This window comes from Breoghania sp., assembly GCF_963674635.1.
GTDB lineage: Bacteria > Pseudomonadota > Alphaproteobacteria > Rhizobiales > Stappiaceae > Breoghania.
This window is the reverse complement of record NZ_OY771475.1, coordinates 954,794-981,695: the sequence shown is the minus strand read 5'-3', so window position 1 is coordinate 981,695 and position 26,902 is coordinate 954,794. Positions and strand designations below refer to the sequence as shown.

The window sequence follows — 26,902 nt, the reverse complement described above, 5'->3', positions numbered from 1 at the left end:
CCCTGGCGACTTTTTCATTGTTCCGCTTTTGTTCCTGCATTAATATGGCGTTCGCCCCGTTGAAAGCTCCGCGAAATCTCCCACTTGATGCATCTATGCGCTGAGACGATATTCGCGCTCGCCGGAAGGTCGGCCCCGTAACGCAAGCATACGGGCGCGCGCTGCCAACGATATTCGATATGAACTATGCGGCGTCGGACGAACGCCGCACGGAAGGACGTCCTGATGCCGGACCAGTTAACCGAGCCGAGCCGCTCCATCTCCATTCGCGGTGCGCGCGAGCACAACCTGAAGAATGTCGATCTCGACATTCCGCGCGACAAGCTGGTGGTGATGACCGGTCTGTCCGGGTCCGGCAAATCCTCTCTCGCCTTCGACACCATCTATGCCGAGGGACAGCGCCGCTATGTGGAAAGCCTGTCCGCCTATGCGCGCCAGTTTCTGGAGATGATGCAGAAGCCGGACGTCGATCAGATCGACGGGCTTTCTCCGGCTATTTCGATCGAGCAGAAAACCACCTCGCGCAATCCGCGCTCCACGGTGGGCACGGTCACCGAAATCTACGACTACATGCGCCTTCTTTTCGCGCGTGTCGGCGTTCCCTATTCGCCGGCAACGGGCCTGCCGATCGAGAGCCAGACGGTCAGCCAGATGGTCGACCGCGTGCTGGAGCTGGAAGAAGGCTCGCGGCTCTATCTGCTGGCCCCCATCGTGCGGGGACGCAAGGGCGAATACCGCAAAGAACTCGCGGAGCTGATGAAGAAGGGCTTCCAGCGGGTCAAGATCGATGGTGAATTCCACGAGATCGCCGAAGCGCCTGCGCTCGACAAGAAGCTGAAACACGACATCGACGTGGTCGTCGATCGCCTTGTGGTGCGCGCGGACATCGCCAACCGGCTGGCGGACAGTTTCGAGACGGCCCTTCAGCTGGCGGACGGGCTCGCAATCGTCGAGTTCGCGGATCGTCCCAATGATCCCGCCGATGCCTCCGCCGTTCTTCAGAACAAGAACGAGACCCACCAGCGCATCGTCTTTTCGGAAAAGTTCGCCTGCCCGGTCTCCGGTTTCACCATTTCCGAAATCGAGCCGCGCCTGTTTTCGTTCAACAACCCCTTCGGCGCCTGCCCAAGCTGCGACGGCCTTGGCACGATGCTCGCTTTCGAGGGGGCGCTTGTCGTACCCGACGGATCGCTGACGTTGCGCGGCGGCGCTGTTGCCCCCTGGGCGCGTACCGGCGCCACCTCTCCTTATTACGCCCAGACGCTGGAAGCGGTATGCCGCCACTTCGACGTCTCGATGAACGACGCCTGGGATGATCTTCCCGAAAGCGTGCGTGATGTCATTCTCTATGGCTCCGGCGATGAGGAAATCACCTTCACCTATGATGACGGCTCGCGCAGCTATTCCACCACAAAGCCGTTTGAGGGCGTGGTGCGCAATATCGAGCGCCGCTGGCGGGAAACGGAATCGAACTGGGTTCGGGAGGAGCTGTCACGCTACCAGTCCGACACGCCCTGCGAGGCCTGCAACGGTTACCGGCTGAAGCCGGAGGCCCTGGCGGTGAAAATCGGCGGCCGCCATATCGGCGAGGTGACGGCCCTTTCCATCCGCAAGGCTGCGGAGTGGTTCGAGGCCCTGCCCGGCCAGCTCAACACAAAACAGAATGAGATCGCGCCGCGAATCCTCAAAGAGATTCGCGAGCGGCTGAAGTTCCTCAACGATGTGGGGCTGGAATACCTGACGCTTTCGCGCAACTCCGGCACGCTGTCGGGCGGCGAAAGCCAGCGCATTCGCCTGGCGTCGCAAATCGGCTCCGGCCTGACCGGCGTTCTCTACGTACTGGACGAGCCCTCCATCGGCCTGCATCAGCGGGACAACGCCCGCCTTCTTGAAACGCTGAAGCACCTGCGCGATCTCGGCAACACGGTGATCGTTGTCGAACACGATGAAGATGCGATCCTGACCGCCGATCATGTCATCGACGTCGGCCCCGGCGCGGGCGTCCATGGCGGCGAAATCATCGCCGCCGGCACCCCGGCCGATATCTTGGCCTGCCCGAAATCGCTCACCGGACGCTATCTGTCCGGCGATCTGGAGGTTCCGGTTCCTGCAGAACGACGCAAGATCTCCAAGACAAAGCGCCTGAAGGTCACGGGGGCCAACGGCAACAACCTGAAGAACGTGACCGCGGAAATTCCGCTCGGCACCTTTACTTGCATCACGGGTGTTTCGGGCGGCGGCAAGTCTACGCTGCTCATCGACACAATCTACAAGGCGGTGGCCCGAAGGCTGAACGGCGCACGGGACAACCCCGCTCCACATGACCGCCTCGAAGGCCTGGAATTTCTCGACAAGGTCATCGACATCGACCAGTCGCCGATCGGCCGAACCCCGCGCTCAAACCCGGCCACATATACCGGCGCCTTCACGCCGATCCGCGAATGGTTCGCAGGCCTGCCGGAAGCCAAGGCGCGCGGCTATGCGCCGGGACGATTCTCGTTCAACGTGAAGGGCGGGCGCTGCGAGGCCTGCCAGGGCGATGGCGTCATCAAGATCGAGATGCACTTCCTGCCGGATGTCTACGTCACCTGTGATGTGTGCAAGGGCAAGCGCTACAATCGCGAAACGCTTGAAGTGCAGTTCAAGGGCAAGTCCATCGCCGATGTCCTCGACATGACGGTTGAGGAAGGCGCGGAGTTCTTCTCCGCCGTCCCCTCCATCCGCGACAAGCTGGTCACCCTGCGCGAGGTGGGACTGGATTACATCAAGGTGGGTCAGCAGGCGACGACTCTGTCGGGCGGCGAAGCGCAGCGCGTGAAGCTCGCCAAGGAATTGTCGAAACGCGCGACCGGTCGCACACTTTATATTCTCGACGAGCCAACGACAGGACTGCACTTCCACGACGTGGCGAAGCTGCTGGAGGTTCTTCACTCACTGGTCGAGCAGGGAAATACCGTCGTGGTGATCGAGCACAACCTCGAAGTCATCAAGACGGCGGACTGGGTTTTGGACCTTGGACCGGAAGGGGGAGACGGTGGAGGCGAAATTGTCGCACGCGGACGCCCCGAAGATCTTGTCGCTGTTGAAAAAAGCTACACCGGCCAGTTCCTGAAAGAACTTCTGACACGGCGACCGAAGCGCAAAAACGAGGCAGCCGAATGACATTGCGGCGCACCCGCGCCGCAATGTCCCTGAAACCTGCGATTTTGGGCGAGTTTTCAGGCTAAAAATTTTGCGCTGCACAATTTAAAATGCTTGTATATTTGCGGCATTTCCTGCCCAAAAACACGGCAAACCTACGTGATGACACGGAGGGGCAAAACGGCGCATAAGTGGCAGAAATGTGCCTTTTCTCTGCGTCATTTTGTTGCTTTGCACAAAACGCAGACCTGCTATGCGACCACCCCACTCGCGACGCAACTTCGATTGGCTTAGGTAAGGGTCATCGACAACGCGCTGCACCGCAACAACGCGGTAGACGAACCGGTCAGAAGCTTTGGGGTCCTGAGATGCTCACCACGCTTTCACATCGCTTCCGCAGCTGGCGGAAATATCGCGAGACCTATGACGAGCTTTCGAAGCTGTCTAATCGCGAACTTCACGATCTGGGTATCGGGCGCACCGATATCGAGTTCGTCGCTCGCAGGGCTTCCGTTTAAGCCAAGCGCGCACTCAAGAGTTTTGCGTTCATGAGGCTACCTCCTCCCAGGCCGAGTGAACGTTCTGCAAGGACTACCTCCTCCCAGGTCTTTGCAGATTAAAAGGCGCCCGCCGGTACCTCCTCCCACCGGCGGGCGACTTTCCCAGGCGCAAGGCGCACGGCAGACCAAATCGCCGCGCATCCGCGACAGGGGCAAATGGGAAGCAGAGTTTGCGTCCAGGTGGCCACCTCCTCCCAGGCCTAATGGACGTTCCGATGGGGCCACCTCCTCCCAGGCCCCTCAGGAAAAAGCGCTCGCTGGTACCTCCTCCCACCAGCGAGCGCATTTTTCCAAACAGTTTGCGTCCATGCGGCTACCTCCTCCCAGGCCAATTGGACGTTCCGATGGGGCTACCTCCTCCCAGGCCCCTCAGGAAAAAGCGCTCGCTGGTACCTCCTCCCACCAGCGAGCGCATTTTTCCAAACAGTTTGCGTCCATGCGGCTACCTCCTCCCAGGCCAATTGGACGTTCCGACAGGGCTACCTCCTCCCAGGCCCTCAGGAAAAAGAACGCTCGTCGGCACCTCCTCCCGCCGCCGAGCGTTTTTTTTCGCCTGCGCCAATCCGGTTAGAAAACACGAAACCCGCCCAGACCTCGCCGAACACTTCGGTCGGGGGCAAACAGGCGCGCGTCGATGCTGACATAAGCAGGCGACTTCCCGCCCAGCCCCACAAGTGGAATACGAATGGCGGCGATAGGGGCGAAGAGGCGTGAAAAGAGACCGCAGAACAGGCTTCCTGGCCACCCTGAGGACGCAGCGGAGGGGCAGCAAGCCAACTCCCCCGTATCATAGACCTGGGTGATCGCTCCTCATGCTTGCCAACACCATCCAGGCATAGAGCGGCCCAATTGGGAATCACCCGGCAACCGGCTAGCGGACCAGCCTTTCGACCTGTCACAAGCGCTCGGAGGCCCGAAGAACGACACCCCGCAACAGGAAGAAGCGCGCCGTCGGGAAGCCCGGCACATGTAGCAGAACGGCCTTCAGCAGCTTTCGGGGAGGTGTCACCGCGCCGAGAAGGTCATGGCGACACCACTCACCCGAGAGGCCAAGGCAGAGCGGATCCGATTGGAGGAATCCACCCCCGATATCGGAAAGCCGATGACATTCTCTCCGCTACGGCAAGTGTCAGAAAGAATGCAGCGAGCCCGACGCGCCCGCAAACGACTCACCAATTGCCCCTGCGTAGGACAGTCTTTCCCGGCGGCAGCGTCAGGGCGCCTTGGGCCGGCGAAAATTTCGTCGCAAAAGAGCCCCTGTTCTTACGTCCGCGCGCAGTTTTTTTTCGACCTAACAAAAGGTTAACTGGCACGATATTCGCTTTCGAGCGCGTCTTGAGACACCCCATTTTCCACCTACAGGCCCCCTCAGGCAGAGCGTTTTTCGCGCAGACGCCTCACCAGCCCCATCGGTATTGGCATATTTCCCCGCGAACAGACGTTTTCATTGTCAGTATTTGCCAGCTTCCCTAGAGGGAGCTTCGGAAAGCGTCATGCACAGAAAATGGGCACAGCGTGCAACGACGGTGCGATATTATCGCTCATACGCCAGTGCAAGGCAGCTATGCAGGCAGGTGACTGCCTGATTCTATGCCAATCGCCTAGATAATCACCATAAGAGATCACCGAGGCCCCGGCGCAAACACATCCGAAGCGGGCTGCCAAGGTCAGAGCCCCGATGGAGATGACAATGTTCAACACGTTCACACGCAAGTATCGCTCTTGGAAAAACTACCACCGCACGGTTGCCGAACTGTCGCGTCTGTCCGACCACGAGCTGCATGACCTCGGCATCGGCCGCGGCGACATCGAATTCGTCGCCCGCCGCTCGGTGAACTAAGTTACCGTTTTACCTCGAAATTTTCCCTCCCAATTTCGAGGTTGAAGGCGGGGTTCTGGTTCCCTCTTTCCCCGCCCGAATACACGCCCGCCGGTCCCTCCCCCGGTGGGCGTTTTCGTTTCTGACGTAGGGTTTCCGGCATCGGCCTCGGACGGTGATGCCGTGCGCCTCCGGCTCAGCTGCCGCCATATTGCGCGAACCACGTGTCGAGCGGCATCACGTCCGGCGAAACGCCGTTGTCATGGGTCCAGGAATCGATCGCCCATGCGTCGTTGCTCTTCTTTTCGGAAACGACCGCAGTAGCATGCGGGTAGCGGCCGTCCAGAAAGAACCCGCGCGCAACCGGACTGCGCACCACATGATGCTTCAGGAAGCCGTGTCTTTCGGCCACCAGCAAGAGGCTCGTCGTATTGGTCGCCTCGTCGATGCAGTCCATCTGGCCGGGGACGCCGGAATCGAAGGTGAAGCCGCCCTTGTCGTTGCCGGAGCCGACAGTGGGGGCAACACGCAGTTCCTGCCATTGGACGGCGCGGGCAAGCGCCTGGCGCTCCGCAGCCGGCGACGCATCGCCCGAAGCGATGATCTCCTGCAGTCGCGCGAGGTCTTTGGCGGAGAAATCGACCGGCGTACGCAGATTGCACCCGAAACCGTGACAGATGACGATCCGGTCGCCCCTCGGCTTCACCGCATTGTGCCGGCTATACCATGTGGAGGGGGCGTCAAGCGCCTGGCCGGCACAGCCGGCCAGCAGGCCCAAGAGCCCCCACCAGAAGACATATCGCGACATGCCAAGGCGTCGGTGTTCGGGGGCTTTGTGCCTGTTCGCCGTGCCAATCATTGTCTCTTCGCTAATCCTGTCGTTTTCGCGTCGCGCAGAGTTACGCTCAAACGTTGCGCCTGCCAAGCCGACACGGTATCAGCACCGCAACGACGTTGCACTCGGGCTGCCTCCACACGCATCGGAGGCCCCGCATCATGCGAGCCCCGAGCCCGGCTCGTCGACACGGTTCACTCAACAGCGGGATTTATTAGTCCATGAACCCGATTCATGTCATCGGCGGTGGCCTTGCCGGTTCTGAAGCCGCATGGCAGGCCGCGCAAGCCGGCGTGCCCGTCATCCTGCACGAAATGCGCCCCCATCGCGGCACCGAGGCCCATGTGAGCGAAGGACTGGCGGAGCTGGTCTGCTCCAACTCCTTCCGCTCCGATGACGCGGAGCTGAACGCTGTGGGGCTGCTGCATGCGGAACTGCGCCGCGCGGGCTCCCTGATCATGAAATGCGCGGATGCCAATCAGGTGCCCGCAGGCGGGGCACTGGCCGTCGATCGACACGGGTTTTCCGCCGCCGTAACCGCAGCGCTCGAAGCGCATCCGCTGATCACGATCCAGCGCGAGGAAATCGCAGCCCTTCCGCCCGCCGACTGGGACAGCGTGATCATCGCGACCGGCCCGCTCACCTCGCCTGCGTTGAGCGAGGCAGTCCTCTCAATCACCGACGAGGACGCGCTCGCCTTCTTCGACGCCATCGCGCCCATCGTCCACTTCGACAGCATCGACATGGACATTGCCTGGTTCCAGTCGCGCTACGACAAGGTGGGGCCGGGCGGCACGGGCGCGGATTACATCAACTGCCCGATGAACCGTGACCAGTATGAAGCCTTCATCGATGCGCTGATCGCAGGCGAAAAGACCGAGTTCAAGGAATGGGAAAAGACCCCCTATTTCGACGGTTGCCTGCCCATTGAGGTCATGGCTGAGCGCGGACGGGAAACCCTGCGCCACGGACCGATGAAGCCCATGGGCCTGACGAATGCGCACAAGCCCGACGAAAAGGCCTATGCGGTTGTCCAGCTCCGTCAGGACAACGCGCTTGGCACGCTCTACAACATGGTCGGTTTCCAGACGAAGCTAAAATACGGGGTTCAGTCGGAGATCTTCCGCATGATTCCGGGGCTGGAAAACGCCCAGTTTGCCCGTCTGGGCGGCCTGCATCGCAACACCTTCCTGAACTCCCCCAAGCTTCTGGACGGCACCCTGCGCCTGAAGGCCCAGGATCGCCTTCGTTTCGCGGGTCAGATCACCGGCTGCGAGGGATATGTGGAATCGGCCTCCGTCGGCTGTATGGCGGGCCGCTTCGCCGCAGCGGAGCGTCTGGGAAAAGACATGCCGCAGCCGCCGGTTACAACGGCCATGGGCGCTCTGCTCAACCACATCACCGTCGGCCATCTGGAAGGCGAGGAAACGGGCAAGCGCTCTTTCCAGCCGATGAACGTGAATTTCGGCCTGTTCCCGCCGGTGGAGTTTTCCAAGAAGAGCGAAGACGGCAAGCGCATGCGCGGTCCGGACAAGGCCAAGGCCAAGAAACGCGCCCTGACATCCCGTGCCATGGCCGATTTCGACACCTGGCTGGAGGGAAGCGGTATTCCCGCCGCCGACTAGGCCGGGGCTACGCCAAGCTTCGCTTCGTATGCCTGAAACGCGAAAAACGCGCGCCCTTGCCCGGCGCGCGTTTTGTTTTGACTCAGCAGGCCTTGCACTTGTTGGCCTGGCGGCAAGCCCGCCACAGCGTCCATTGCCGCCGCCACTGGGGGATCTCCACCGCCGTGTGAAGCGGGTCATAATCAGGGTGATCCATTCGCGCCAGATAGCCGGCCACAAGGGCCACCGGCAGCATGGCCGGGCCACACCCCTGTCCCAGACTTCGGATCGAGGCCTGGGTCTTGGCAAGATGCTTGCGCGTGATGAGCCGAAGCTCGGCGAGACAGGCCTTCAAGGCAGGCGTTGTCCGCCCGCAAAAGACATCGTTCGGATCGACCCCGAAGGCATCCAGCATATCGGCGGGCAGATACATCTGATGGCGACGGGCATGCCACGGCAAGGACCGCATCAACCCGGTCAGCGCATAGGCCACGCCCCCGTGGCCGGAAGCTTCACACAGCGCATGCGCGGGATCCCCACTCAGGATCATGGAGGCGAGTTGCATCGGGACCGATGACGTCTCCCCTGCATAGCCTTCCAGATCGGCCAGCGTCGGCATGGGATCTTCATAGAGATCGAAAATCCGGGCCTCCAGGAGGTTGTGGAATGGCTCGCGTGGGAGATTGTAACTCTCGATGGTCTCAAGCAGCGCGGCCGCGACCGGATGCCCGCCCACATCCCCATAGGCGCCCCCGTCCAGCACATCGCGCCACCATTGCAACCGCACTTCACCGGGCAAGGCATCCGAGACCTTGTCGCGAACGCTCGCGACTTCCGCATTGAAGGCATAGAGCCCAAACAGGCCTGGGCGCTTATCCGCGGGTGCGAACAGCGTTGCGAGATAACGATCCCTGTCCAGGTCGCGTACGAGTGTCTGACAATAGGCGTCTGTGTCGGTCATTGCAGGAAAAGATAGGCCTCCGCGCAAAGGCTGCCAGCCTGCCGCAATGCGAATTTAGAGATATTTGCGTTATTTTCTATTCGACGGCGATCAACGCTGCCGCCACGGCGCGATTTTCCGCCAGAAGCACGTTGAGCGTGCGCACGGCGGCGCCCGTCGCCATGGAATCGGCCATGATCCCGTGTTCGCGAAACTTCTGCCTCAGCCCCTCGTCGATGCGCACAAGTTCGTTTCCGGTACCAATCAGCAGGATCTCGATTTCGCGCGATTGCTCGAAGACGGGCGCAAAGGCCTGCATGGTCAGATCGCCGGGCCTGCTCGGGTCCCAGCCATGAATGCCGCTTGGCAGTACCAGCAGCGATCCGCGATGCGACATGTCCGCAAAGCGGAAGCCGCCATCACCATAGGCGTCTATTGGCGCGCGACCGGGGAAATGGGCCTCGCGAATAACGAGGCCCTGAGCTTTAACCGGAAGGATACCCGACGGACGACGCGCCATGAGAGCCTCAGGCCGGAGTTGCCTGCTCCTGATCGCCGGACTTGCTCTTGTCATTGCGCAGATTGAGGAAGTTCAGGATCGGCGCCGCCACGAAGATGGACGAATAGGTGCCGACGCCGATGCCCCAGATCATGGCAAAGGTGAAGGAGCGAATGACCTCGCCGCCAAACACATAGAGTGATCCCAACGCAAGAAGCGTGGAGAACGACGTCATGGTCGTACGGCTCAGGGTCTGGTTGATGGAACTGTCGAGCAGCTCCAGCAACGGCTTCTTCTTGTATTTGCGCAGGTCTTCACGGATCCGGTCATAGACCACCACCGTATCGTTGAGCGAATAGCCCACGATGGTGAGGATCGCCGCGATGCTCGACAGCGTGAAATCGAGACGCAGCACCGAGAACATGCCGATGGTGATGATCACGTCATGCACTGTCGCAGCGACCGCTCCCACGGCGAACTGCCATTCGAAGCGGAACCAGATATAGACCAGCACCGCAAAAAGCGACGCCAGAACCGCCAGAGTACCCGCCTGAGCGAGTTCGCCGGAAACACGCGGTCCCACAACTTCAACCCGGCGGAAGATCACCGAATCCCCGAACGTGTCGCGCACCAGGGCGATCGCACGCTGCTGAGCGGATTCCCCGCCCTGCTGGCGCTCGATGCGGATGAGCACGTCATTCGGCGCGCCGAACTCCTGCACCTGCACATCGCCCAGCCGCAATTCCGACAGCTCTGCACGGATGTCGCCGATATTGGCGGGACCGTCCTTGGTCTCGATTTCGATGACCGTGCCGCCCTTGAAGTCGATGCCGTAATTCAGGCCCATCGACAGGAACAGAACGATCGACACGATGATGAGCGTACCGGACAGCGTGAAGCTGATGTACCGGTTCTTCATGAACCCGAAGTTGGTGTTCTCCGGAACTAACCTGAGTAGACGCATTTCTAATCCCTTCCGGTTCGCTCAGATCGGCAGTCGCGACGGGCGGCGATTCCGCAGCCACATGGCGACAAGGAACCGGGTGAAGGTGAAGGCCGAGAACACGGTGGTGATGATGCCGATGGCCAGCGTCACCGCAAAGCCGCGGATCGGACCGGACCCCAGATAGAACAGGATGACGGCAGCGATCAGCGTGGTGATGTTGGCATCAAGAATGGTACCCAGAGCCCGCGAGAACCCTGCATCAAGTGCGGAAACCGCAGAACGTCCGGCACGCACTTCTTCACGGATACGCTCAAAGATCAGCACGTTCGCATCCACGGCCATGCCAACGGTCAGCACGATACCGGCGATACCCGGCAGCGTCAGCGTGGCACCGAGGAACGACAGCGCACCGAAGATCAGCGCCATATTCGCAAACAACGCCACGCAGGACAGGATGCCGAACAGGCCGTAACAGGCGATCATGAAGACCGCGACCGCGCTGATGCCGATCACGGAGGCGATCTTGCCCGCCTCGATGCTGTCTGCACCAAGGCCAGGACCAACCGTACGCTCTTCAATGATCGTCAACCGCGCCGGCAGAGCGCCCGCACGCAGCAGGATCGCAAGATCATTGGCGGATTCAACCGAGAAGTTGCCCGAGATCTGACCTGCACCGCCAAGGATCGGCTCGTTGATGCGCGGGGCGGTGATCACCTCATTGTCGAGCACGATGGCGAAAGGACGCCCGACATTGGCTTGCGTGATCCGCGCAAACTTGCGTGCACCGGAGGTGTTGAAGCGGAAGTTCACGATCGGCTGATTGCTGCGCTGGTCGAAACCCGCCTGCGCATCGGTGAGGTCGTCACCCGTCAGAAGCGGGGTTTCCTCGATCAGGTAGGGCACCGGCGGGTCGTCGGTGGAATAGACCAGAAGGTCGCCTGCGGGCGGGCGGCTCTGGATTGCCTGTTGTGGCGAGGAATTCACGTCCACAAGATGGAACGTCATCTGCGCGGTCTGTCCGACCATCGCCTTCAGGCGTTCCGGATCGCTGAGGCCGGGGGCCTCCACGAGGATGCGGTCTTCGCCCTGACGCTGAATGGAAGGTTCGGTCGTGCCGAGCTGATCGACGCGGCGACGGATCACCTCGATGGACTGATCCACGACGGAGCGAATGCGCTGGGCCAGCCCGTCTTCGGTGAAACTGAAGCGGATCAGACCATCATCGGAAACGGTATACTGGAATTCGTTGATCTGGGCGCCCGCGAACAGGCTCGCGTCCAGCGGATTGACCAGCTCCTTCAACCGCTCGCGCGCGTCGGCAACGCGGGCGGTATCCCGCAGCCGCAGCTCCACGGCGGAGTTGTCCTTGATGCCGAGGCCCGTATAGCCGATGCGCGGTTCGCTCTGGCGCAGTGCGTTGCGAATGTCGCCCACAAGCGACTGCAGACGCTTCTGCTGATAGGAGGCGCGATCGACCTCATAGAGCAAATAGGCGCCACCCTGCAGATCCAGACCCAGCACCAGCTGGCGACCGGGCATCCAGGAAGGCCATGACGCGACTTGTTCGCGAGTAAAAAAGTTTGGAATCGAGAACAATATGCCGACCAGGATGGTCAGCAGGATCAGTACCGTTTTCCAGCGAGCGAAATAAAGCATCTTGGGGCGCCTGTGCTGTACCGTCCGGCGGACCGGACGGCGTTGCTTGTCGTGTGATTACCCGTTTTCCTTGGCGGGTTCACCCTTCGACCGGACGTCCGAGATCATCGCGCGCACGATGCGGACTTTCACACCGTCAGCGATTTCAATCTGGGCTTCGGCGTCGTCCAGAACCTTGACGACCTTGCCGACGATACCACCCGTGGTCACCACGACGTCGCCACGGCGCAGGGCGTTGACCATTTCCTGATGCTGCTTCACCCGCTGGCGCTGCGGGCGAATGATCATGAAATACATGACCGCGAAAATCAGGACGAACGGCAGGATGTTGAGCATCATCTCATTCACACCGCTGCTACCGGCGGTCTGAGCATAGGCCGGGGTAATGAACATGGGCCTCTCCTTAAGCGTTTCTCTTCGGTCCCCTGGCGGCGCCGAGGCGCATGCAAGTGGTGGCGTATGACATGGTTAGCCATCAGGGGAAACACAAGTCGCGCGGAATATAACCGGGTGCGGCAGCTTTGCAAGCGAACCGGGGAAGCAATCATCAATGCAGGCAATGCCGCCCAACCCGTACCGCTTTCGCACCAGATGACCTTTTGCCCTCTGCCCGCCCATGATACGCCCGCCAAGTCCCGCCACCTCACGAGACGGTGCCGCAGGGGCACAGCAAATAGGCAGGCCGCGTGCCGCCAACAAAAGGAGCTTCGTGTTCACGTCATGGCAGAGAAATCTGAAATCGCAATGCTGGGGGAAAAACTCGACAACCTGATCGCGCTCATCGCCCGTGTCGTCCCTGCAGAGCCTATCGCGCCCGATTTCGATTCTGCGGATGCCTTCATCTGGGTTGCAGCCGAGCGCCATCTCGAATCGGTCACCCACGTGAACCGTGTTGCTATGACGCTTCTTCAGGCTGTGGGTCGGATGCGGGACACACTCCTGGCGAATACCGAACGCTTCGCCCGCGGACTGCCGGCCAACAACGCCCTGTTGTGGGGTACGCGCGGCATGGGCAAGTCCTCGCTGGTCAAGGCATCCCATGCCCATGTCAACGACATGCTCGCCAAGGAGGGCAAGTTGCCCCTCAAGCTGATCGAGATCCATCGCGAGGATATCGAAAGCCTTCCCTCGCTGATGAACATCCTTCGGCCCGCGCCCTATCGCTTCATCATCTTTTGCGACGATCTTTCCTTCGACGGTGACGACGCCTCCTACAAGTCGCTCAAGGCCGTCCTGGAAGGCGGCATCGAGGGACGGCCTGCGAACGTTCTTTTTTACGCCACATCGAACCGCCGTCACCTGCTACCGCGTGACATGATGGAAAACGAGCGGGCAACCGCCATCAATCCCGGTGAGGCGGTGGAAGAAAAGGTCTCCCTTTCCGACCGCTTCGGGCTGTGGATCGGCTTCCACAAGTGCAGCCAGGAAGAATATGTCGAGATGGTTCAGGGCTATGTCAGCCACTATGGCATCGAGATCGATCCGCAGACCATGGAGAGCGAGGCGCTGGAATGGTCGCGCACCCGCGGCGCGCGTTCTGGCCGTGTGGCCTGGCAGTACATTCAGGATCTCGCCGGTCGCAAGGGTGTCGCGCTCGACTGACCCCCAAATCTTCAACGCCCCGAACTGAATGCGAAAAGGCTCTCCCCGTGGCACGGGGAGAGCCTTTCTTTTTCGGTCTGACGGTCGATCGCCTGTCAGGAATTTTTCGGCAGGTAGAGCATCGGATCGACCGGCTTGTTGCCCCGGCGCAGCTCGAAATGAAGCTGCGGCTGGTTGACAGTACCGGTGGACCCGGCCTTGGCAACCACGTCGCCGCGGCGCACCGTATCGCCGCGCTTCACATCCAGCGAGGAATTGTGCGCATAGGCGGAAACCCAGCCGTCCTCATGACGGATCAGCACCAGATTGCCGTATCCCTTCAGCTCGTTGCCGGAATAGATGACCGTTCCGCTTTCAACCGCCCGCACGGCGGTTCCCTCCGGCACAGCCAGATTGACGCCGTCATTGCGGGTGCCGCCCGGCTTGGAGCCGAAGCTGGAAATGATGCGACCACGCACCGGCCAGCGGAACCGGTTGTTGCCGTCATCCACCACCTGAGCCGGCGTGTCTTCGGCGCGCACGGAGGCCGTGGTGATCGGTGCACTCGGGGCGACTTCACGCTTGACTTCGGGCTTGGACGAAGACGGGCGCTCTTCCAGCCGCGCAACACTCGCACGCGGTGTGCTGCGCTTGGCTTGGGCGGGCTTGCTCTTCGGTTTCACATCCGACGCCACCAGACGGGAAACAGGCTGCGAAACAGACGCGACGCGCTGCGGCTTTGTGCGTGAAGAGACATGACCCGGCTTGGCACTGGGAACCGCATTGGAGGTGGAGGCGACACGCACAGGTTCAGCGCGCACCTTCGGTGCTTCTGCCGTGCGGGGCGCCGTGCTCCGGTTGTTGCTTCCATTGTAGACATAGGTCGGGATGACGATCTGCGACCCCGGACGCAAACGCGACGGGTCGTCAATACCGTTCACCGAAGCGATCGCATCGGCAGGAACGCCATACCGGCGCGCCACAAGGTCAAGTGTCTCCCCATGGCCAAGCGTCACCACGGTTCCACCGGTGGCGGTCCAGCCCTTGTAATCACTCCCCCTGCTCACGCGCGCCGATGTCGCGATCGGACCGGGCATCGGCGGCTGAGCCGGCTGGGAGACCCGCTGACCGTTTGGAATGGAAGCAGTGTAGAGCGGCGCACTGGATTGCGGGGCGCGGGCCGGAGCGGAGGAGACCGGCGGAAGGGCGTTCGACGTCACGGCTGCCTGTCGCTGCCTCTGCGGCGCAGACACGGGGCCGTTTCCGGCGATTTCATCATAAGACGGCTGGCTCTGCGACCCACCGAGAATGGAGCGTTGGTTGGCGGTGCCACCCGTATAAATCGGCTCGCCGAAACGTTCCATGGTCCCGCTGCAACCGGCTGCAAGACCGGCCAGGAGCGCAACACCGGCGACGCGGGTCAGCAAATGGGATCCAAACTGCAATCTTTTCGCGGACATGGCTCAACTCGATCAGGAACTCGGCGAATATTCACTATGATCAGAGTTAAACGCGGTAACGTTGATAAACACTTAAGCGCGCCCCAATTCGGCACAGCATAATGACGAACGCTCAAGCATAATCGGCGTGCAGCCGCCATCCGACGCTGGGTGCACCCGCTAAAAATATCGAAAAGACTCAAAGACGCGTGGCAACGCCTTCCGACAAGGGCACGAGCCGCACCGCGCCCAGATCCGCCTGCTTGCCATCACGGGTAAAGCGGATGAGACGCTGTTCCTGGCCTGCGGGCCCCACCGGAGCGATCAAAGCCCCCTCCTCGCTCAGAAGATCGAGAAGCTTGCGGGGCACGGTTGCCACGGAGCCGGAAAGCAGAATGCGATCGAAGGCCTCAACCTTCTCCTCGAACCCCGCCAGCCCATCAGCGTGTTTCACCTCCACATTGGCAAGCTTCAGCGTCACGATGCGTTGCTGGGCCAGATCCACCAATGTTCGGTAACGCTCAATCGTGACGACCTCGCGCGCCATGTGCCCGAGAATGGCCGCCTGATAGCCGGAGCCCGTCCCCACATGCAAAACGCGATGCTCGGGCAGCAACTGAAGCGCCTCGATCATGCGCGCCATATCGGAGGGAGCGGGTGTTGTCTGCCCGCATTCAATCGGGAGCTGGGTGTCGACATAGGCGAGAGCATGCTGGCGCGCCGACAGAAACAAGCGACGCGGAACGCGCTCTATGGCGCTCATGAAGCGGGTATCCCGGATCCCGCGCGAGCGCAGCTCCAGAATGAGCCCCAGACACGCTTCGCGTTCATTGGCTGCCGGATTCGGCCCGTCGTCTTCGCTCTCGCTCATGCACAGCGCCCGTTATGGACCGCCCGTCACAGACAGTCATGGTCAGTATCCGCAGGGCCGGAACCGATGCGCGATCGGGTTGCGCGGTAGCCCCGGCCAGCGGGCTTCACCCATTATGCAAGAGAATCGGCCAGATCGCTCAGACTTGCATGATCCGTGAGGTCCAGACGCAGCGGGGTCACGGAAATCTTGCCATTGTAGATCGCGTGAAGATCCGTTCCCGGGGCGGGATCGGAGCGCGTACGATTGAAGGCCAGCCAGTAATAGGGAATGCCCCGACCATCTGCGCGCGGCTCCACGCGCAACTGTTCCGCGTTGCGCCGCCCCTGCACTGTCACTTCCGTGCCCTTGACCTGATCGACAGGACAATCGGGAAAATTGATATTGTAGAGTGTGCCTTGCGGACCTGGCTTTGCAAGGATCTTGCGGATGAGGTCCGGCGCAAGCTCTTCGGTCACCTCAAACGGTACCCGGTCGCTGGTCTCGATGCCGAAGGTCTGAGACAGGGCAATGGAGCGAATCCCCAGAAGGGTGCCTTCCATGGCGCCTGCAACCGTTCCCGAATAGGTCACATCATCGGCAATATTGTGCCCACGATTGACGCCGGAAATCACCAGATCAGGCTTCTCGGACATGATGTATTTCACGCCCATGATCACGCAATCGGTCGGCGTTCCGCGCACGGCGAACCTGTTGTTGCCAAGCTCGCGCATGCGCATGGGATCGTTCAGCGACAGGGCATGCGCAACGCCGCTCTGATCGGTTTCCGGCGCAACCACCCACACCTGATCGGAAAGCTCACGGGCAACCGCCTCGGCCGCCTTCAGCCCCGGGGCGTGGATACCGTCATCATTCGTGACCAGGATGCGCATATTGATCGCCTTTCTCCGCTTACAGCTTGCCGATCACCTCACGGCCACCCATGAGCGGGCGCAGCACCGGCGGAATGGTCACAGACCCATCGGCATTCTGATAGTTTTCGACCACCGCGATCAAAGCACGGCCAACAGCCAGGCCGGAGCCATTCAGCGTGTGAACGAACTGGACGCCCTTCTCGCCTGCCGGACGGTAGCGCGCATTCATGCGCCGCGCCTGGAAATCACCGCAGACAGAGCAGGAAGAGATTTCGCGATAGGTCTGCTGCCCCGGCAGCCAGACCTCGATATCGTAGGTCTTGCGCGCACCGAAGCCCATATCCCCCGTGCAAAGCGTCACGACGCGATAATGCAGGCCGAGCCGCTTCAGAACCTCTTCCGCGCAGCCGAGCATCCGCTCAAGCTCGTCAAGAGAATCCTCAGGGCGCGTGATGGAGACAAGCTCGCATTTCTGGAACTGATGCTGGCGCAGGATGCCGCGCACATCACGTCCCGCAGCCCCTGCCTCGGAACGGAAGCAATAGGTCAGGCCCGTCACCCGCATCGGCAGATCGGCCTCGTCCAGGATCTCCTCGCGCACCAGATTGGTCAGCGGCACCTCCGCCGTCGGGATCAACCAGCGCCCATCGGTGGTGTGAAAGAGATCCTCGGCGAATTTCGGCAGCTGCGCGGTGCCATAGAGCGGCTCGTCGCGCACCAGAAGCGGCGGAGAGACCTCCTCGTATCCGTTCTCGGTGGTCTGGAGGTTCACCATGAACTGGCCGAGCGCGCGCTCCAGCGCGGCAAGCTCGCCGCGCAAAATGGCAAAGCGCGCGCCTGCGATCTTGCCGGCACGATCGAAATCGAAGCCAGCCTTCAGGCCCTCGATATCGAAATGCTCCTTCGGCTCGAAATCGAAGCTCGGCTTCTCGCCATGGAAATGATGCACGACATTGTCGGACTCGTCCGCACCGACCGGCACCTCTTCCAGAGGCAGGTTCGGAATGACCTCAAGCGCCGCGCGCAACGCGCCGTCGAGCCGACGCTCCTCTTCCTCGCCGCCTTGCACAAAGGCCTTGAGTTCGGCGATTTCGTCGATGAGCGCCTTGGCTTTTTCCTCATCTCCCGACGCCTTGGCCTTGCCGATCTCCTTGGAGGCGGAGTTACGGCGTTCCTGCGCTTCCTGCAGACGGGCGACATGCGCACGGCGCGCATCGTCGAGTTCGATCAGCCTTGCCGCCGCGGGCTCGACGCCCCGGGTCTTGAGCGCACGATCGAACGCATCGGGGTTGGCGCGAATCCACTTGATATCGAGCATCGGTCAGTTCCGGTTTGTAGTTCAGGCGCGCGAAAAGGCTCGCGCAACGCGGGGCGCGCGATTGACCTCAGGCCGCGTCGCGCTCCGCTCGGGCTTCCTCGCGACGGCGTTCGACTGCGCGAACGGCGAGGATGGAAAACTCGTAGAGGAGCAGTGTCGGTACCGCAAGGCCGATCTGGCTGATCGGATCGGGCGGCGTCAGCACGGCGGCCATGATGAAGGTCAGCACCACCGCCCATTTGCGTTTTTCCCGCAGCGTCTGCGCGCTGACCAGATCAACGCGTGCCAGAAGTGTCAGCACCACCGGCAGCTGGAAGACGAAGCCGAAGGCAAAAATCAGGACCATGATAAGCCCCAGATATTCGCTGACCTTCGGCAGATGCTTGATCGCCGCCTTTCCGCCCCCTCCCATCTGCTCCATCGACAGGAAGAAGGTCATCGCCATCGGCATGACGAGAAAATAGACCAGACAGGCCCCGATCGCGAACAGAACCGGCGTGGCGATCAGATAAGGCAGGAACGCGCCGCGCTCGTTCTTGTAGAGCCCGGGGGCGACAAACATGTAGACCTGCGAGGCGATCACCGGAAACGCCAGGAACATCGCCCCGAACAGGGCAAGCTTCAGCTGCGTGAAGAAATATTCCTGTGGCGCGGTATAGATCAGCTCCAGCGGATGCTGCGGCCCGGCGGCCCACTCATAGGGCCGGATCAGGATATTGAAGATATCCGACGCAAAATAGATGCAGATGATGAAGCAGATCAGGATCGCGACAACCGACTTGATCAGTCGCGAACGCAGCTCGATCAAATGCTCGATGAGAGGCGCCTTGGAAGCCTCGATCTCGTCCAAGTCTTCCTGGTTCATGATTTCGCTCCGGCGTCAGTGGCCTTTCCGGCGGCAGGCTTGGCGCTCGCGGGGGCCTTGGTCTTGGTGCCTGTGGCAGCCTTCTTCGACGCGGCCGCAGGCTTGCTTGCGCTCTTGGACGCAGCGACCTTCGGCTTCGCAGCGGTTTTCGCGGTCGAAGCCTTGGCGGACGACCTCGCCGTCGTCTTGGACGCGGCAGTTTTGGCGCTCGCGGCTTTCGCCGCCGGTTTTTTGGGGGGCGTCTTCGGCTTGGGCGCAGGAGGGACGGCAGCCGGTGTTTCCGCGGCAGACGGTGTTTCCGCGGCAGACTGGGCGGCCGAAGCGGCAACGGGACCGGCTTCCCCGGGTTTCGTCTCCGCCTGCGCAGCAGAAGCAGGCGCACCCGCGGTCCCAGGCATTGCCTCGCCAGCGGGCGCCGTCTCACTGGTGTCGATGCGCTGGTTGATGTCCTTGGCCAGATCGTCACCGGCCTTCTTCACCGGTTCGAACGACTTTTTGATATCGCCGAGCGGGTCGAGGTTGTTCAACGATTCGACGCTCTTGCGCATATCCGCGATGTCGGCCTGCTTCTCGGCCTCTTTCAAGGCGTCGTTGAAGGTGGATTGGAATTCATTGGCCATTCGTCGGATCTTGCCGACGGTTTGACCAAACGTGCGCAACATGCGCGGGAGGTCCTTGGGGCCCACGACGATGATCGCGATGCCGCCGACGATCACAAGCTCAGTCCAGCCGATATCGAACATAGACGGTTATTCCTGCCGGATCCCGGTCACAACACACGCCCCCCGGTCGCTTTGGCCGGCGCTGCCCGGGGTGGGCCCACTCCAGTCAGATCAGGGCACACGGCTCGGCTTGGCGGAGTTGCCCCCGCATCACCCGAGGCGCTCGAGCCTTAGCTCGAGGTCTTGGTCTTGTCTTCGCTGGTCTGCGGCGAGACGGTTTCCGACGTCTGGTGGTCGATGGTCTTGCCATCGGCCGGAGCGTCGTCGTCTTCAGCCATGCCCTTCTTGAAGCTCTTGATCCCCTTCGCCACGTCTCCCATCAGATCGGAGATACGACCCCGGCCGAACAGAAGAATCGCAACCACGGCGATGATCAGAATCTGCCAGACACTCAAACCCATCTTACAACTCCCGCTGGTCGGGCGGTTCGGCTTCCCCCGAAGACCGCCGCCGATACTCCCAAAGCACTTAAGACGTCAGGTCAAAGACCGCAACCGATTTTGCTCCGGGAAACTAAAGTCGGGCATCGGAGCCATCGGGCTCCGACTGTCACATTTCACGATCACGCAGACCCTTCGTTCGATGGCAGACCTGCCTCGAAGAGGAGAACATCGTTTGGCTCCACCGCCACCGTGACATCCAGCCCCACCTTGAAGCCCTGCCCCGCCCGCACGCGGGCCTTGAGAGGCTGGGAAAGACCGTCCACGGCCACATCCAGATGATCGACTTCACCGAGAAAACACCGTCCGACGATCCGTCCGGCGACACCTGTCCCTGCCGACGCGATCCGCACCGATTGCGGGCGGATGCAAAGGTTGACGGGCTGTCCGTCCTTCACGCCATCGGCTGGAAACGCCCCGAGCGGGGTTGAAACCTTGCCATCAAGGACCTGCCCCTCAAGTTCGTTCAGCTCGGAGAAGAACCGCGCGGCGAAGATATCGACCGGTTTGTTGTAGAGCGCATCGGGTGTGCCCAGCTGGACGAGCTTTCCGCGACGCATGAGGGCGATGCGGTCGCCCATGCGCAGCGCCTCCTCAGGATCATGGGTGACCATGATGCACGTGGCCCGCGTCTCGCGCAGAACCGCCATGGTCTCGTCACGCACACTGTCACGCATGCGTCTGTCGAGCCCTGAAAAGGGCTCGTCCATCAGGAGAACGGAGGGACGCGGCGCGATTGCCCTGGCCAGAGCCACGCGCTGCTGCTCGCCACCGGAAAGCGCGTGGGGATAGTCGCGCGCATAGCTCTTGAGGCCAACCCGATCCAGCGCGTGCAGCGCCTCGCGCTCCGCCTCGCCCGCCGGCAGCGCCGTCAGCCCAAACCGTACGTTGTCCAGAATGGAAAGATGCGGAAACAGCGCATAGTCCTGGAACATCAGGCCGATGCCGCGTTGTTCCGGCGGCAGAAAGGTGGATGGCCCGGCGATCTCGCGATCGTTTATCAGCACCCGCCCGAACCGTTGCCGTTCGACGCCCGCCGCAATGCGCAACAGTGTCGTCTTTCCGCAGCCCGAATGGCCGAGAAGGCAGAGAACCTCACCAGGCTCGACCGTCAGCGACACGTCGCGCACGGAGGACACGCCGTCATAGGCGTGGGACACCGATTCGAACACCAGCCGGGCGGCAATCGTGGCGCCTGCGGTGCCACGCACACCCCAGCTGTCGCGCGCAGCCTTCGTGTCGCCAACAGATCCCCCGACCTGAACACTATCCGGCTCACCCTGCCTCACGGCCTGTGCATTCTTGTTTTTCTCAGCGCTCAGCAGTGTCATCCTCGTCCCGTACGCGGTCTCCGCCAGCGTACTCTTCTTCCAGATCGGCGAACATGTCGCCTGTCTCCAGCGGATCTTCGTCGTCGCGAAGGTCTTCGCTGTCATTTGGGGCCGGAACGAGAAAATCAATAGGCACGGCGCTGTCGAGAAGCCCGGCCCCGCGCAATTCCTCAAGTCCCGGCAGATCGCGCACTTCGTCGAGCCCGAAATGGTCGAGGAAGCCTTCCGTCGTGCCGTAGGTCACGGGCCTGCCGGGTGTGCGCCTGCGCCCACGCATGCGGATCCAGCCGGTCTCCAACAGCACATCCAGCGTACCCTTGGATGTGGACACGCCACGAACCTCCTCGATCTCCGCCCGCGTCACCGGCTGGTGATAGGCGATGATGGCCAGCGTTTCCAGAGCCGCGCGCGAGAGTTTTTTCTGCTCATTCGCCTCCCGGCGCAGCAGAAAGGCGAGATCGTCCGCCGTTCGGAAGGCCCATTTTCCGGCAACACTGACCAGATTGACGCCTCGTCCGGCATAGGCCTGCTGCAATTCCGAGATCAGCGCAGCGATATCCAGCCCCTGCGGCAGCTGCGCGGCGAGTTCCTCTACCCCCAGCGGGTCCGCGCTCGCGAACAGCAGGGCCTCCACCATGCGCAATTCGTAGCGATGCGACGCAGAGGCCAGGCTCGTCACATTACCGGCCGGGCGCTCGCTGCGGTCTTCCTCGTCGTGATCGTCAATCTCGCTCATCGTCGTCTTCCATGCCGTTGTCGGCTTCGGGCGCGCGTTCCGGTTCCGGTTCACTTGTCACGCCGGCGTCATTACGCCAGCGGATGTAAAGCGGAGAGAACGTTGCCGATTGGCGCAACTCGATCTTGCCTTCGCGCACCAGCTCCAGACTGGCGGAAAAGGCGCTGGCCAGCACCGTCGCACGTTCTTCCGGCTTCGTGATGTAGCTGAGCAGGTAGCTGTCAATCGGGGCCCATTCGGCAACACCGCCCACCAGGCGCGTCAGAATGGTGCGCGCATCGGCCAGTGACCAGACCGTACGTCGACCGACGGAAACGGAGGTCACCGAATTGCGCTGGCGTTGCGAGGCATAGGCCATCAGCAAATCGAAGATCGTGGCGTCCCACTCGCTCTTGCGCACCACGGAAACGGCTTCCGGCGCGCCGCGCGCAAAGACATCGCGCCCAAGCCGATTACGGTTCAACAGCCGGGCCGCCGCTTCTCGCATCGCCTCAAGCCGACGCAGGCGGAAGGCAAGCGCAGCCGCCAGTTCCTCGCCCGACGGCTCGTCATCGTCCTTCTGCTCCGGCAGAAGGAGGCGCGATTTCAGATAGGCGAGCCAGGCCGCCATGACCAGATAGTCGGCGGCGAGTTCCAGGCGCAGTTTGCGCGCCTCGTTGACGAAGGCCAGATACTGCTCCGCCAGCGCCAGAATGGAGATGCGGGCGAGATCGACCTTCTGGTTACGCGCGAGCGTCAGCAACAGGTCGAGCGGACCTTCATAGCCATCCACGTCGACCAGCAATGCCGGCCCTTCCGGTTGCCGGATTTCATGCAGGGGCAGCTCGAAAGGCTCTTCGCCCGACATCGCTCTTGCCTCAACCCGTTCCGCAATCCGCCAGTTCGCCTATGCGTCCGCAGCCGCACTCAGCAGCATCGCAAATTCTTCGCGCGCGGCCGCCTCGTCGAGGCTTTCCGGCTCGCGCCTGACCGCAAGTGCCGCCTGGGCCCGCTCGCCAGAGCGCCCGGCAAGCTCAGGCGTATTTGCAGCGACCTCCCTCATCTCGACCAGATCGCCGTTGCAATGCAAGGCCAGATCGCAGCCTGCGGCGAAAGCCGCGGTCGCCCGATCGCCCAAACCACCCTTGAGCGCCTTCATGGAGAGGTCATCGCTCATCAGGCAGCCCTGAAAGCCGATCTCTCGGCGGATGACGTCTTCAATGACAGCCACCGAGGTCGTTGCAGGATTGTCTGCATCGAACGCGGTGTAGACCACATGTGCCGTCATGGCGAGTGGCAGGTCGGCCAAACGCTGGAACGGCGCAAAATCGATATTGCGAAGATCATCGGCAGGCGCGGTGACCACAGGCAATTCCAGATGACTGTCGGCAGCCGCGCGTCCGTGACCGGGAATATGCTTGGCGATCGCAAGGACGCCGCCCGCGGCCAACCCCTCAGCAGCCAAGCCCGCAAGGGTGCAGATCGTGTCCGCATCCGTCGCGTAGGCGCGATCCCCGATGATATCGTGGCCTTCCGGCGCGGGCACGTCGAGCAAGGGCAGACAATCGACCGTTATGCCGAGACGATGAAGATCGTGCGCGATCAGTCGCGCGCCAAGCCAGGTGGCCCGCATGCCCGCCGCATGATCGCGCTCGAATATCCGACCATAGGCACGACCCGGCGGATAGATCGGCCAATGGGGCGGGCGCAGACGCTGAACCCGTCCCCCTTCCTGATCGATCAGAACCGGCGCATCCGGCTCCCCCACGACGCTTCGAAATTCCGCCACGAGGTCCGCAACCTGCGCAGGATCGGCGACATTGCGGGCAAAGAGGATCAGCCCCCAGGGGCGTTCGGCCGCAAAAAAGGCGCGCTCGTCGCCGGTGAGACGCAAGCCTTCGCAGCCCGCAATGAATGCCTTGGTCATCTATTTCCCGCCCTTGACCGGGAATCCGACCCTCAAGGAGGGCCACTCCACGCGTTCCAATAGACAAGCCTCCGAAAGACGCGGCTTCCGGAGGCTCCAATTCATGCCGGTTCCGGCAGGATTTCCCGCTTCTGGCCTATTCGGTGCGGCGCACGAAGCAGTCGCCGCCCGCGTCCTTCAGCTGAGTGCAAAGGTCGATTGCCGCCGCCTGGCTTCCAGCCGGGATCCGAACCCGGTAGAACGTGCCGCGATCGCCCAGGTCGACACTGGGATAGATCGCATTGATACTCCCCAGAATGGCCGGAAAGCGCCGCTGCATGGAGGTATAAGCCGCTTCCGCCTGCTCGCGGGTGCGCTGCGAGGAAACCTGCACCACATAGGTGCCAGACGGCACGGATGCGGCCGTTGTTGTCGGCTGCGCGGGCGCGGCAGCTGTTCTCACGGGAGCGGCCGTATTCTGGCCACCGGTGAGATCAAGCGGGCCGGACCGCTGGATCGGCGCGCTCACCGCGGGCGCCGCCGCAGCCGCGAGTGCCGCTGCATCCTCCGGCTTGGAGCGCGGCGTCAGCGTGGTTCCCAAACGCCCCGCATCGGCAATCGAAAGCGTCGGCTGGGCTGTTTCGCCTGCAGATGAAGCATCAGGCGTCGTCGCAACGCGGAGCTCGCCCGCATTCGTTCCTGTCGTCACACCAACCGAAGGAGCGCCCTCAGCCGGGGTCGTTGCCACGGTGCGGATGTTCGCCCCGGCATTGGCGGAAACGTTGGTGTCGAGTGTCGCCGTGGAGCCTGCCGTCGAATCTGGCAGATCCGGCGCGGCGATGATCGTCCCATCCGGGCGCACGACAACGGTGCGCACCCGTTTGGGCGTCGCCGGGCTCGCGGTATCCGTGCCTCCCACCGTGCGGGCATCCCCGCCATCGGTGGTTGGGACATTCGCGATCGGCTGTTCTTCGCGGGAAACGAGTTGCTCGTCGCGCGGCTGAACACCCGCCACCCGGTCATAGATCGCCTTGCTTGGGGACGGTTCACTGGAGGCTTCCCGCGCTTCCGGAAAGACCTTCATCGGGCCCGGCTCAGCCATGATCCTCGTCGGAGGTCCGCTGGTTCCGGAATCGCCGAACAGGCCACTGATCGCAAAGACACCACCGCCCACGACAACTAGGCCCGCGATGGCGGCCGCTGCGATCATTCCCTTGCGGCGAGGCTCCACATGCGGCGCCGCGCGTTTTTCCGCGCGCGAATGTTCTGGCAGGGCCCCATGCTCGACCCGCGCCGGGGCAGCATCCCGTTCGGCCTCGAAAATGTCATCGAGATCGAAATCATCCTCCAGACCCGTCTGAGCCTGAGGCTGACCATAGGCCTGAGAGGACGTCTCCTGCGCATATGCAGGCTCATCCGCGTAGAAATCTTCCGTTTCAGACCATTGCATCTGCCCGGCATCGAAACGCTGTTCGACGCCCCCCTGCCCGGAGGATACGGGCTCGGCTTCATGGCGGATCGGCTCAGGCCTGACCGGCTCGGGCTGCATCGGGGCCGCGGCGACGGGCTCCGGCTCGACGCGATAACTCTGCTGAGCATAGGGCGCCGCGTAGCCGGTATCGTAGCTGCCGCGCAGATCGCTGTCGCTCAGGGACAGACGCGAACTGCCCAGACCGGCCTCAAGCGAGGATGCGTAATTGGGTGCACTCTGCTCCAGCTCCGGCGTGACATCATCGAAGCCCGGCTCGCGGAAATCCGAGAAATCACCAAAATCGGGTTCGGTCCCCGTGGTATCCGCGCCCACATCCTGAACACCAAGGGTGGCAAGACGTAGCTCTTCCTGCACGGCCGCCTCAAGCGCCTGAGCAGCCGCATCGGCATAATTGGCTGCCGTATCATCCGGCAGTTCAGCGGACGGATCATAGGCGAGCGGATCGCCAAAATAGAAATCATCGTCCCGCACAGGCCGAACCGAAGGCGCATTGACGCGCGGTGCTTCAACCTGCGGTGCGGCGGCGGGCGTCTCCACAGACGGAGCGCGCGCAACCGGCGCCTGAACCTGAGCCTGCACAGGCTGCGGGCTCACGGACGGAGCGACCGGTGCACTGGGCATGACGGGCGCGGGGCTTGAAGCCTGTCCGGCGGTCGGGGCCGGAGCCGGAGCCACAGGCTCCTGGGGGCGAACCGCACGCTCTTCGCGCGCTGGCGGCTGAAAGCCCGGAACATAAGGCGTTGCGCGCGGCATCGGCTTTTCGACATGCGGCGCTTCCGCATGACGCGCAACCGGCTGCGTACGCTGCGCTGTGGGCTCCGGAGCCACTTCCGGTGCCTGCTGCATCGAGGGCGCCTGCTGCATCGCGGGGGTCGGACTGTAAACCGGCGCAAGCTCGGCGATCAGTTCCGCTTCCAGATCCGAACTGAACGTATCGGGCAACTCGTAGTGCTGCGGGTCCGCAGGCGTATGCACAGGCGCAACGCCCCCCACAGGTTGGGGCGCGGCGGGTTGCTGGGATGCCTGAGGCTGTGACGCCTGAGAATGAGGGGCCTGAGGTTGCGGCATGCCCCGTGAGGCGGCCTGATCAGGTTCGGACCCCGAACCACCCTGCGGGAAGTGCGCGGATTCGCTGACGATGCGGGCGAGCTCCACCAGCGGATCTTCGGCATAAGCCGACCGCTCGGGCGCGGCCTGTTGGCCGTGCCTGTTTTCGGCCGCAGCCGGATCGGCGAACTGTTCGTCCGCTTCGCTGCGGGAGAACGGGGGCGTTTTTCTTTCGGACATGGACGAGCGCAAGACTTTCGTTACCCGCAAGCCACTCTACACTTCGAGCGAGTGACTCACCATTGCTGCATCTGGCGCTGG

23 protein-coding genes are annotated in these 26,902 nt (G+C 62.2%); 5 read left to right on the top strand and 18 right to left on the bottom strand.

What is annotated here, in order from left to right; genetic code table 11:
• Positions 1–225 precede the first annotated feature (225 nt).
• The 3 genes from uvrA to ABGM93_RS04350 all read left to right on the top strand — a co-directional run bounded on the left by uvrA (position 226) and on the right by ABGM93_RS04350 (position 5,541).
• Positions 226–3,162: an excinuclease ABC subunit UvrA gene (uvrA, locus tag ABGM93_RS04360; RefSeq protein WP_321503843.1), complete on the top strand. Its 2,937-nt coding sequence runs from the start codon at positions 226–228 to the stop codon at positions 3,160–3,162.
• 347 nt (positions 3,163–3,509) lie between these two features.
• Complete coding sequence (locus tag ABGM93_RS04355; RefSeq protein ID WP_321503842.1) at positions 3,510–3,659, top strand: DUF1127 domain-containing protein; 150 nt, start codon at positions 3,510–3,512, stop codon at positions 3,657–3,659.
• Between the two features lie 1,732 nt (positions 3,660–5,391).
• Positions 5,392–5,541, top strand: coding sequence for a DUF1127 domain-containing protein (locus ABGM93_RS04350; RefSeq protein WP_319773679.1), 150 nt, complete (start codon positions 5,392–5,394; stop codon positions 5,539–5,541).
• Between the two features lie 175 nt (positions 5,542–5,716).
• Here ABGM93_RS04350 and ABGM93_RS04345 read toward each other — a convergent pair whose 3' ends face one another.
• Positions 5,717–6,328 carry a hypothetical protein gene (locus tag ABGM93_RS04345; RefSeq protein ID WP_321503840.1) on the bottom strand — a complete coding sequence of 204 codons (612 nt, stop codon included), beginning with the start codon at positions 6,326–6,328 and terminating at the stop codon, positions 5,717–5,719.
• A gap of 248 nt (positions 6,329–6,576) precedes the next feature.
• On the opposite strand from ABGM93_RS04345, the gene trmFO reads away from it, so the two are divergent.
• Complete coding sequence (trmFO, locus tag ABGM93_RS04340) at positions 6,577–7,980, top strand: methylenetetrahydrofolate--tRNA-(uracil(54)-C(5))-methyltransferase (FADH(2)-oxidizing) TrmFO (protein ID WP_321503838.1); 1,404 nt, start codon at positions 6,577–6,579, stop codon at positions 7,978–7,980.
• An 82-nt stretch (positions 7,981–8,062) separates the two neighbouring features.
• Here the strand turns inward: trmFO and ABGM93_RS04335 are convergent, their stop codons facing one another.
• From ABGM93_RS04335 to yajC, 5 genes are all read right to left on the bottom strand, one after another.
• The gene (locus tag ABGM93_RS04335) at positions 8,063–8,920 is read right to left on the bottom strand and encodes a phytoene/squalene synthase family protein (protein ID WP_321503836.1); all 858 of its coding nucleotides are present in this window, start codon (positions 8,918–8,920) and stop codon (positions 8,063–8,065) included.
• 76 nt (positions 8,921–8,996) lie between these two features.
• Positions 8,997–9,419, bottom strand: coding sequence for an Mth938-like domain-containing protein (locus tag ABGM93_RS04330; protein ID WP_321503834.1), 423 nt, complete (start codon positions 9,417–9,419; stop codon positions 8,997–8,999).
• 7 nt (positions 9,420–9,426) lie between these two features.
• Positions 9,427–10,362 carry a protein translocase subunit SecF gene (secF, locus tag ABGM93_RS04325; RefSeq protein WP_321503831.1) on the bottom strand — a complete coding sequence of 312 codons (936 nt, stop codon included), beginning with the start codon at positions 10,360–10,362 and terminating at the stop codon, positions 9,427–9,429.
• Between the two features lie 21 nt (positions 10,363–10,383).
• Positions 10,384–12,000, bottom strand: coding sequence for a protein translocase subunit SecD (secD, locus tag ABGM93_RS04320; RefSeq protein WP_321503830.1), 1,617 nt, complete (start codon positions 11,998–12,000; stop codon positions 10,384–10,386).
• A gap of 57 nt (positions 12,001–12,057) precedes the next feature.
• Complete coding sequence (gene yajC / locus ABGM93_RS04315) at positions 12,058–12,393, bottom strand: preprotein translocase subunit YajC (RefSeq protein WP_321503828.1); 336 nt, start codon at positions 12,391–12,393, stop codon at positions 12,058–12,060.
• A 327-nt stretch (positions 12,394–12,720) separates the two neighbouring features.
• On the opposite strand from yajC, the gene ABGM93_RS04310 reads away from it, so the two are divergent.
• On the top strand, positions 12,721–13,602 hold the full coding sequence (locus ABGM93_RS04310) for an ATP-binding protein (protein ID WP_321503826.1): 882 nt from the start codon (positions 12,721–12,723) through the stop codon (positions 13,600–13,602).
• 95 nt (positions 13,603–13,697) lie between these two features.
• Here ABGM93_RS04310 and ABGM93_RS04305 read toward each other — a convergent pair whose 3' ends face one another.
• The 12 genes from ABGM93_RS04305 to ABGM93_RS04250 all read right to left on the bottom strand — a co-directional run bounded on the left by ABGM93_RS04305 (position 13,698) and on the right by ABGM93_RS04250 (position 26,821).
• Positions 13,698–15,041 (bottom strand): peptidoglycan DD-metalloendopeptidase family protein, encoded by a 1,344-nt coding sequence (locus ABGM93_RS04305; RefSeq protein ID WP_321503824.1) that lies wholly within the window; start codon positions 15,039–15,041, stop codon positions 13,698–13,700.
• 178 nt (positions 15,042–15,219) lie between these two features.
• Positions 15,220–15,891, bottom strand: a complete 672-nt coding sequence (locus ABGM93_RS04300; RefSeq protein WP_321503822.1) for a protein-L-isoaspartate(D-aspartate) O-methyltransferase — start codon at positions 15,889–15,891, stop codon at positions 15,220–15,222.
• A 113-nt stretch (positions 15,892–16,004) separates the two neighbouring features.
• Positions 16,005–16,763, bottom strand: coding sequence for a 5'/3'-nucleotidase SurE (gene surE, locus ABGM93_RS04295; RefSeq protein ID WP_321503821.1), 759 nt, complete (start codon positions 16,761–16,763; stop codon positions 16,005–16,007).
• A 19-nt stretch (positions 16,764–16,782) separates the two neighbouring features.
• The gene (serS, locus tag ABGM93_RS04290; RefSeq protein WP_321503819.1) at positions 16,783–18,063 is read right to left on the bottom strand and encodes a serine--tRNA ligase; all 1,281 of its coding nucleotides are present in this window, start codon (positions 18,061–18,063) and stop codon (positions 16,783–16,785) included.
• Between the two features lie 67 nt (positions 18,064–18,130).
• Complete coding sequence (gene tatC / locus ABGM93_RS04285; RefSeq protein ID WP_321503817.1) at positions 18,131–18,928, bottom strand: twin-arginine translocase subunit TatC; 798 nt, start codon at positions 18,926–18,928, stop codon at positions 18,131–18,133.
• Positions 18,925–19,671, bottom strand: a complete 747-nt coding sequence (tatB, locus tag ABGM93_RS04280; RefSeq protein WP_321503815.1) for a Sec-independent protein translocase protein TatB — start codon at positions 19,669–19,671, stop codon at positions 18,925–18,927. The genes tatC and tatB overlap by 4 nt, the downstream gene beginning before the upstream one ends.
• A gap of 149 nt (positions 19,672–19,820) precedes the next feature.
• Entirely contained in the window at positions 19,821–20,051 is a 231-nt protein-coding gene (locus ABGM93_RS04275; protein ID WP_319773652.1) for a twin-arginine translocase TatA/TatE family subunit, read from the bottom strand.
• A 161-nt stretch (positions 20,052–20,212) separates the two neighbouring features.
• Positions 20,213–21,421, bottom strand: coding sequence for an ABC transporter ATP-binding protein (locus ABGM93_RS04270; RefSeq protein ID WP_321503813.1), 1,209 nt, complete (start codon positions 21,419–21,421; stop codon positions 20,213–20,215).
• Positions 21,402–22,058 carry an SMC-Scp complex subunit ScpB gene (gene scpB / locus ABGM93_RS04265; RefSeq protein ID WP_321505732.1) on the bottom strand — a complete coding sequence of 219 codons (657 nt, stop codon included), beginning with the start codon at positions 22,056–22,058 and terminating at the stop codon, positions 21,402–21,404. Before scpB ends, ABGM93_RS04270 begins: the two co-directional genes overlap by 20 nt.
• A gap of 85 nt (positions 22,059–22,143) precedes the next feature.
• Positions 22,144–23,004, bottom strand: a complete 861-nt coding sequence (locus ABGM93_RS04260) for a ScpA family protein (RefSeq protein WP_321503811.1) — start codon at positions 23,002–23,004, stop codon at positions 22,144–22,146.
• A gap of 39 nt (positions 23,005–23,043) precedes the next feature.
• Positions 23,044–24,063: a beta-N-acetylhexosaminidase gene (gene nagZ, locus ABGM93_RS04255; protein ID WP_321503809.1), complete on the bottom strand. Its 1,020-nt coding sequence runs from the start codon at positions 24,061–24,063 to the stop codon at positions 23,044–23,046.
• Positions 24,064–24,199: 136 nt separating this feature from the next.
• Complete coding sequence (locus ABGM93_RS04250; protein WP_321503807.1) at positions 24,200–26,821, bottom strand: SPOR domain-containing protein; 2,622 nt, start codon at positions 26,819–26,821, stop codon at positions 24,200–24,202.
• Positions 26,822–26,902 lie beyond the last annotated feature (81 nt).

Excerpts from the sequence above, each read along its gene's own strand:
- uvrA (WP_321503843.1), top strand. The coding sequence starts at position 226 with ATGCCGGACCAGTTAACCGAGCCGAGCCGCTCCATCTCCATTCGCGGT.
- ABGM93_RS04355 (WP_321503842.1), top strand. The coding sequence starts at position 3,510 with ATGCTCACCACGCTTTCACATCGCTTCCGCAGCTGGCGGAAATATCGC.
- ABGM93_RS04350 (WP_319773679.1), top strand. The coding sequence starts at position 5,392 with ATGTTCAACACGTTCACACGCAAGTATCGCTCTTGGAAAAACTACCAC.
- ABGM93_RS04345 (WP_321503840.1), bottom strand. The coding sequence starts at position 6,328 with ATGTCGCGATATGTCTTCTGGTGGGGGCTCTTGGGCCTGCTGGCCGGC.
- trmFO (WP_321503838.1), top strand. The coding sequence starts at position 6,577 with ATGAACCCGATTCATGTCATCGGCGGTGGCCTTGCCGGTTCTGAAGCC.
- ABGM93_RS04335 (WP_321503836.1), bottom strand. The coding sequence starts at position 8,920 with ATGACCGACACAGACGCCTATTGTCAGACACTCGTACGCGACCTGGAC.
- ABGM93_RS04330 (WP_321503834.1), bottom strand. The coding sequence starts at position 9,419 with ATGGCGCGTCGTCCGTCGGGTATCCTTCCGGTTAAAGCTCAGGGCCTC.
- secF (WP_321503831.1), bottom strand. The coding sequence starts at position 10,362 with ATGCGTCTACTCAGGTTAGTTCCGGAGAACACCAACTTCGGGTTCATG.
- secD (WP_321503830.1), bottom strand. The coding sequence starts at position 12,000 with ATGCTTTATTTCGCTCGCTGGAAAACGGTACTGATCCTGCTGACCATC.
- yajC (WP_321503828.1), bottom strand. The coding sequence starts at position 12,393 with ATGTTCATTACCCCGGCCTATGCTCAGACCGCCGGTAGCAGCGGTGTG.
- ABGM93_RS04310 (WP_321503826.1), top strand. The coding sequence starts at position 12,721 with ATGGCAGAGAAATCTGAAATCGCAATGCTGGGGGAAAAACTCGACAAC.
- ABGM93_RS04305 (WP_321503824.1), bottom strand. The coding sequence starts at position 15,041 with ATGTCCGCGAAAAGATTGCAGTTTGGATCCCATTTGCTGACCCGCGTC.
- ABGM93_RS04300 (WP_321503822.1), bottom strand. The coding sequence starts at position 15,891 with ATGAGCGAGAGCGAAGACGACGGGCCGAATCCGGCAGCCAATGAACGC.
- surE (WP_321503821.1), bottom strand. The coding sequence starts at position 16,763 with ATGCGCATCCTGGTCACGAATGATGACGGTATCCACGCCCCGGGGCTG.
- serS (WP_321503819.1), bottom strand. The coding sequence starts at position 18,063 with ATGCTCGATATCAAGTGGATTCGCGCCAACCCCGATGCGTTCGATCGT.
- tatC (WP_321503817.1), bottom strand. The coding sequence starts at position 18,928 with ATGAACCAGGAAGACTTGGACGAGATCGAGGCTTCCAAGGCGCCTCTC.
- tatB (WP_321503815.1), bottom strand. The coding sequence starts at position 19,671 with ATGTTCGATATCGGCTGGACTGAGCTTGTGATCGTCGGCGGCATCGCG.
- ABGM93_RS04275 (WP_319773652.1), bottom strand. The coding sequence starts at position 20,051 with ATGGGTTTGAGTGTCTGGCAGATTCTGATCATCGCCGTGGTTGCGATT.
- ABGM93_RS04270 (WP_321503813.1), bottom strand. The coding sequence starts at position 21,421 with ATGACACTGCTGAGCGCTGAGAAAAACAAGAATGCACAGGCCGTGAGG.
- scpB (WP_321505732.1), bottom strand. The coding sequence starts at position 22,058 with ATGGTGGAGGCCCTGCTGTTCGCGAGCGCGGACCCGCTGGGGGTAGAG.
- ABGM93_RS04260 (WP_321503811.1), bottom strand. The coding sequence starts at position 23,004 with ATGTCGGGCGAAGAGCCTTTCGAGCTGCCCCTGCATGAAATCCGGCAA.
- nagZ (WP_321503809.1), bottom strand. The coding sequence starts at position 24,063 with ATGACCAAGGCATTCATTGCGGGCTGCGAAGGCTTGCGTCTCACCGGC.
- ABGM93_RS04250 (WP_321503807.1), bottom strand. The coding sequence starts at position 26,821 with ATGTCCGAAAGAAAAACGCCCCCGTTCTCCCGCAGCGAAGCGGACGAA.